This is a genomic window from Aquiflexum sp., assembly GCF_977115555.1.
This window is the reverse complement of sequence record NZ_CDSBKL010000247.1, coordinates 1-6,232: the sequence shown is the minus strand read 5'-3', so window position 1 is coordinate 6,232 and position 6,232 is coordinate 1. Positions and strand designations below refer to the sequence as shown.

Sequence of the window (6,232 nt, the reverse complement as noted above, 5' to 3'; positions counted from 1 at the left end):
TGCTACCTCAGACACTTTGGTTTCGGAGTTTATATTAACTTTTGACATAACATTTTTATCAAAGAACCACAACGCCGAAATGATAGCCAAATCTTCATTTGTCTCTAATAATTCAGGATTATTTACTAAATCAATAATTTCAAATTTTTCTGAATAATCTTGGCCAAACTCTACATAATTAGCTTTTCCGGTCAATAAAAATCGAAAAAAAAAAGCGGGACCTATTCGGTCTCGCTTTTCACGGTTAGTTCTATTTCTTCTCCTGAGTCGTCCAGGAATTTGTACTCCGTCACCGGGAGTGAAGAGTCTTTAGTCAGCTTTACCCACTTAAAGTATTTGAAAAACCACCTTACTCTCTGAGATATGACTCCATGCGTGAAAAACGCATACAGGTAAGGGTGTAATCCGATCTGGATGTTGGAAACATTCTGGATAGTAGCAATATGCTCGAGGTCTTTTTCCAATTGATCAGCCACCAAGATGGAGGCCTGAATCTTTCCTGTGCCGTTACAAGCTGGACAGGTTTCTTTGGTGACAATGTTGACTTCGGGTCTCACACGCTGCCTTGTGATCTGCATCAGACCAAACTTGGTCAGTGGCAATACGGTGTTTTTAGACCTGTCATCCTTCATCTCTTCCCTCATGGCATCATAAATGGCCTTTTTGTTATCGGCCTTTTTCATGTCGATGAAGTCAATGACAATGATACCTCCCATATCCCGGAGGCGAAGCTGTCGTGCAATTTCTTTTGCCGCGACCAGGTTGGTTTTTAATGCTGTTGTTTCCTGATCACTTTCTTGGTTTGACTTGTTTCCACTGTTGACGTCTATGACGTGGAGGGCTTCGGTATGCTCGATAATGACATAACCGCCCTGTGGAAGACTTATCGTCTGACCAAACAAGCTTTTGATTTGCTTTTCTATTCCAAAACTTTCAAAGAGCTTCGCTTTACCGTTGTAAAGCTTCACAATTTTTTCCTTTTCAGGGGCAATAGATCTGATGTAAGACCTGATTTGATCATAGGTCAATTCATCCTCTACGGTGATTGCATCGAATGATTCGTTGAGCAGGTCTCTGATGATAGAGGAAGCCATGCTCATTTCTCCAATTACTTTGTCGCGTCCTTTGGCTTTAGCCAGTTTTTTCATGCCTTCTTCCCAGGTCGTCAGCAGATTTCTGAGGTCTTTATCCAGTTCTAATACTGACTGACCCTCTGCTACCGTTCTGATGATGACACCAAAATTAGCCGGCTTGATTGAGGTAATTAAGCGTACAAGCCTTTTCCTTTCCTCAGCACTCCGTATCTTTTTGGATACGTTTACTGTATCAGAAAATGGGACTAATACCAAATAGCGACCTGCGATGGAGAGCTCACACGATAGTCTTGGGCCTTTGGTAGAGATGGGTTCTTTGACCACCTGCACCAAAACCTGATTTCCTTTAGTCAAGACATTGGAGATTTTTCCAAGCTTTTCTATATCAGGTTCTTTCTCAAATCCTTTAAGATTCAAGTTGGGATAATTATTGTTGCGAACGAGTTTTGTAAACTTGTTGAGGCTTGTGATTTGGGGACCCAAATCCTGATAATGCAGGAAAGCATCCTTTTCATAACCGACATCAATGAAGGCGGCGTTGAGACCATTGACAATTTTACGGACTGTACCCAAATAAATATCTCCGACTTTAAACTGGTTTTCACCACCTTCTGAGTGGATTTCGACCAGGTTTTTGTCTTTGAGAAGGGCAATTCGACTACCGTTCTGAGCAGAATCGATTAATAATTCTGTGCTCAATCGTGTCTGTTTTTATATGATGTAAATGAACGTTTAGTGTAAAAACTCAAAAAGAAGAAGTGTATTACTTCTTCTTATGTCTGTTTTTTCTAAGTCTCTTCTTACGCTTGTGCGTAGCGATTTTGTGTCTTTTTCTTTTTTTACCGCAAGGCATAGTTTTAAGGATTTAAAGTTGAACAATAATTTATAACCTCTCAAGGTAACCCTCCACACTTGCCAAAACCATAGGGTCTTTGCTCATGCTTTGAACCAACTCGAATTGCTGTTTTGCTTTGTTGTTTTGCTTGGACTCGAAGTAGCTTACGCCTAGGTAAAACTGACCTTGAATATTATCAGGATGGTTTTTAACCAATTCCTCAAATCTCTCTGCAGCTCTTTTGTACTGACCGGACTGCATGGACAAAACTCCCATATTGAAGAGTCCATCTTCATTGGTTGGATCTTCTTCCAATACCTCCCTCAGCATGGTGATACCCTGCATCGGATTGGCTGAAGAGACGTAAGTCATTGCCATTTTTGTTTTCAGGTCCAGTCTTTTTGGATCTTGCTCCAAAACTTTGGTAAGGTAAGTACGGGTTTTTTCTGCAAGAAGAGAAACTTTTTCTTGGTCTAAGGCAAAAGTATAAGCTTCATAGTATGCAGCTCCAGCTTTTTCCCAGCTTTCAGGTGTTTCAAGTTTTGTAGCAGCCCTATCAAAGGTGTATGCTGCGCTGTCAAATTTGCCTGCATTGATGTAAAGCGAGGCGATTTCATCTGACAGTGAGGCAATTTTTTCCTTATCCTCCTGTTTTTCCAGATCAATCATCAAGGTATTCAGAACATCTCTGTCCCCGGCATCCATCGGTGTATCATGCATTGATTCTGCTGTGGCAGGCGCAGAAGATTGTTCTTCAGTGATTTGGGTATTACCCTCCTCATTATCTACTACCACACGCGGAAGGAAATACAATACAGCAATCGTGGCTACCCCAAGGATTATGACTAGAATTTGGGATTTTTTCATAAGGAAAAAAGCACTCAGGATTAATCCTGAGGTGCTAGTTCTTTGATTTTTTTACTGTTCTTGATTTTTTCAATAAACACTTTAGAAGGTTTGAAAGATGGAACAAAATGCTCATCGATCACGATCGCTGTGTTTTTGGAGATGTTTCGAGCAATTTTCTTAGCTCTCTTTTTATTTACAAAGCTGCCAAAGCCTCTAACATAAATATTATCTCCCTCCGCCATGGAATCTTTTACCACTTTGAAGAATGCCTCAATTGTCTGAGTTACATCGTCTTTTTGAATTCCGGTTTTGTCCGAAATCTTGGTGATTACTTCTGCTTTAGTCACTGTTTAATGAATTTAATTTATTACGGAATAAGCTTAACAACCTATTAACCAACTATTTTTGGGACTGCAAATTTACAGGAAGCAATCCAATATAAAAACAAAATGCCCAAAATTAGATTGAAATGTTTAACATTGTCTTAACACCATAAATGCTTTGATTTTGATTTACGATCCGTTTGTCAATACTTTATTAGAGTGGTACCCCCATAATAAGCGTGAATTACCATGGAGAAACACCAAAAACCCATATATCATTTGGTTGTCTGAAATTATTCTCCAACAAACAAGAGTGGCCCAAGGTCTACCTTATTTTGAGAAATTTTTGGAAAACTTTCCAAAAGTAGAGGATTTGGCAAATGCATCTGAGGAAACAGTCTTGCGGCTTTGGCAGGGCTTGGGTTATTACAGCCGCGCAAGAAACTTGCACCATTGTGCAAAAATCATCAGGGATAATTACGGAGGAGCTTTTCCCGATTCTTATCAGTCCCTGCTTCAACTCAAAGGTGTAGGCACTTACACTGCAGCTGCCATAGCCTCATTTGCTTATGATGAACCTGTAGCGGTTGTTGACGGGAATGTCTTTAGGGTACTTGCCAGGTACTTTGGCATTGCTACAGACATTGCGGGCAATCAGGGAAAAAAGGAATTTGAATCATTGGCAAATAAACTCATTCCAAAAGACCGACCAGCCGAATTCAATCAAGCCATCATGGAATTCGGAGCGCTGCAATGTGTCCCAAAAAACCCTGATTGTAATCAATGTCTAATGAAGTCCGGATGCTTTGCTTTCAAAAACGACTTGGTAGATTCACTTCCTGTCAAAATCAAAAAGTTGAAAATTAAAGAGAGGTATTTTAGATATGCTTTTATAATATGCGAAGGTGATGTCGTGGTAAGACAGAGGAAAGAAGGTGACATTTGGCATGGCCTTCATGATTTCCCGATTCAAGAATTACCTGAACAATCAGAAAGTCAAGATGAGATGGTTCTTTTGGAAGATTTAGGAGATTTTATGACAACTTCTGTCAGTAAAACTGTAAAGTGGTACAAGCACATTCTTACCCATCAAAGAATTTTCGCCAACTTTGTTACGGTGATTGTTAAAATTGAAAATAAAAACGCACTTCAAGTTTGGGCAAAACAAAAAGGATTCCAGTTGATAAGCCTCGAAAAGCTGGAGGAATTGGGAAAACCAAGATTGATTGTGAAGTTTTTGGACGATCAAAAATTATCATTAAATTAAAGACAAACTTTTCGTTAACAATATAAACAAACATAAGTATGGCTGGAGTTAATAAAGTTATTTTAGTAGGAAACTTAGGGGCAGATCCTGAAGTGAAGCATTTGGAAGGCGATAAAGTGGTAGCAAACCTAAGGCTTGCGACCACGGAAGCTTACAAAGACAAATCAGGAAACCGAGTTGAAACCACGGAATGGCATGATTTGGAGCTTTGGGATGGTCAGGCCAAAATAGCTGAGCAATATCTTAAAAAGGGAATGCAGCTTTTTGTAGAAGGAAAAATCAAATCCGATACATGGCAGGATGACCAAGGCCAAAACAGAAAAAGAACCAAAATCAGGGTGTTGAGTTTTACCATGCTTGGGGGAAAACCTGAAGGTGCCGGTGCACCTTCCAATACACCAAATTACAGCACAAACACCAATTCAAATAAGCCCTCCTCGGTGAGTGAACCACCGATGGAAGATGATGATTTGCCCTTCTAAATCAAAAAGTTGAAAAATTTCTCAGTATTTGATTAATTTTGCATTGATCATATTCTGGAATTAATGGACGACCCCTACCCGAGTCTTATATTACTGGCTGAAATCGTTGAGGTTTCAGCCGGTTACATTTTATTTAACTCAATTACTTTTATTTTGCTTTTGATCGCCTCAGGGTTGGTTTCTGGCTCAGAGGTAGCCTTCTTTTCTTTGAACTCTGAGGACATTTCTGCATTTGACGAAAAGGTAGACTCTCGGGTTACCAAGGCCTTATTGTTAGTCGAGTCTCCAAAAAAACTACTTAGTACTATCCTGATTCTTAATAATCTCATCAATATCGGCATTGTAACGCTGACAACATTTATTACCTGGAAGTTTTTTGGGTCCAATGCAACAGGCATTCTTGTTATATTAGTCCAAACCATAGGTGTCACCTTTGCCATTGTTTTCTTCGGTGAGATTGTACCAAAAGTGTATGCAACCAAGGCAAAAATTGAGTTTTCGCTGATGATGGCACCTGTAATTTACTTTTTCTCTGTTTTGTTGCGACCATTATCTGCATTTTTGATGGCAATCAGTAACGTGGTAGAAAAGAGGATCGTCAAAAAAGGATATTCGCTTTCAGTTGATGAACTCAATCAGGCATTGGAAATAACCACAGAAGACACTTCCGAGGAGGAAAAGGACATCCTCAAAGGAATTGTAAACTTTGGAACCCTCTCAGTCAAGCAGGTCATGCAATCAAGGATGGATATCACCGCTATTGAAATTGATATGGATTTTCATGAGCTGATGGATAAAATCAACAAAAGCGGTTATTCCAGAATCCCTGTTTTCAGAGAAACCATAGACAATGTGGAAGGGATTTTATATATCAAAGACCTTCTTCCTCATGTCGATCAGGATGAAAATTTCGAATGGCATGCCATGATACGAAAGGGTTTTTTTGTTCCTGAAAACAAAAAAGTGGATACCCTTCTCAAGGATTTTCAAAAGAAAAGAGTCCATATGGCAATTGTTGTGGATGAATATGGAGGAACTTCCGGATTGGTAACTTTGGAAGACCTGATTGAAGAAATCATTGGGGAAATCAATGATGAGTTCGATGATGTAGAAGATTACTACTTCAAGGAAATCGATCCTTCGACTTTTATTTTTGAAGGAAAAATTTCTTTAAATGACTTTTGCAAAAAGCTTGAACTTGATCAACAGTTATTTGATGAAGTCAAAGGGGAGAGTGAATCCTTGGGTGGCCTTTTGTTAGAAATCAATTCCAGCTTCCCAAAGAACGGAACCAAAATAACCTTCGAGCAATTTGAATTTACCATTCTAGCTGTCGATACCAAAAGGATAAAAAAAGTAAAAGTCAGGATTCTTGGCAATGA

At 39.3% G+C, this 6,232-nt stretch carries 7 protein-coding genes; 3 read left to right on the top strand and 4 right to left on the bottom strand.

Annotated elements, in window-relative coordinates:
• The 4 genes from ACZFYI_RS13935 to ACZFYI_RS13920 form a co-directional block, all read right to left on the bottom strand.
• The coding region (locus ACZFYI_RS13935; protein ID WP_462524737.1) for a hypothetical protein at positions 1-195 on the bottom strand (195 nt) is incomplete at its 3' end.
• Positions 196-221: 26 nt separating this feature from the next.
• Entirely contained in the window at positions 222-1,793 is a 1,572-nt protein-coding gene (locus ACZFYI_RS13930; protein ID WP_462524736.1) for an Rne/Rng family ribonuclease, read from the bottom strand.
• Positions 1,794-1,977: 184 nt separating this feature from the next.
• Positions 1,978-2,796, bottom strand: a complete 819-nt coding sequence (locus tag ACZFYI_RS13925) for a tetratricopeptide repeat protein (RefSeq protein ID WP_462524735.1) — start codon at positions 2,794-2,796, stop codon at positions 1,978-1,980.
• A 20-nt stretch (positions 2,797-2,816) separates the two neighbouring features.
• Positions 2,817-3,125: an HU family DNA-binding protein gene (locus ACZFYI_RS13920; protein ID WP_241124871.1), complete on the bottom strand. Its 309-nt coding sequence runs from the start codon at positions 3,123-3,125 to the stop codon at positions 2,817-2,819.
• A 160-nt stretch (positions 3,126-3,285) separates the two neighbouring features.
• On the opposite strand from ACZFYI_RS13920, the gene mutY reads away from it, so the two are divergent.
• The 3 genes from mutY to gldE all read left to right on the top strand — a co-directional run.
• Positions 3,286-4,368, top strand: coding sequence for an A/G-specific adenine glycosylase (gene mutY, locus ACZFYI_RS13915; RefSeq protein WP_462524734.1), 1,083 nt, complete (start codon positions 3,286-3,288; stop codon positions 4,366-4,368).
• Between the two features lie 38 nt (positions 4,369-4,406).
• Positions 4,407-4,850 carry a single-stranded DNA-binding protein gene (locus tag ACZFYI_RS13910; RefSeq protein ID WP_462524733.1) on the top strand — a complete coding sequence of 148 codons (444 nt, stop codon included), beginning with the start codon at positions 4,407-4,409 and terminating at the stop codon, positions 4,848-4,850.
• A gap of 63 nt (positions 4,851-4,913) precedes the next feature.
• The coding region (gldE, locus tag ACZFYI_RS13905; protein WP_462524732.1) for a gliding motility-associated protein GldE at positions 4,914-6,232 on the top strand (1,319 nt) is incomplete at its 3' end.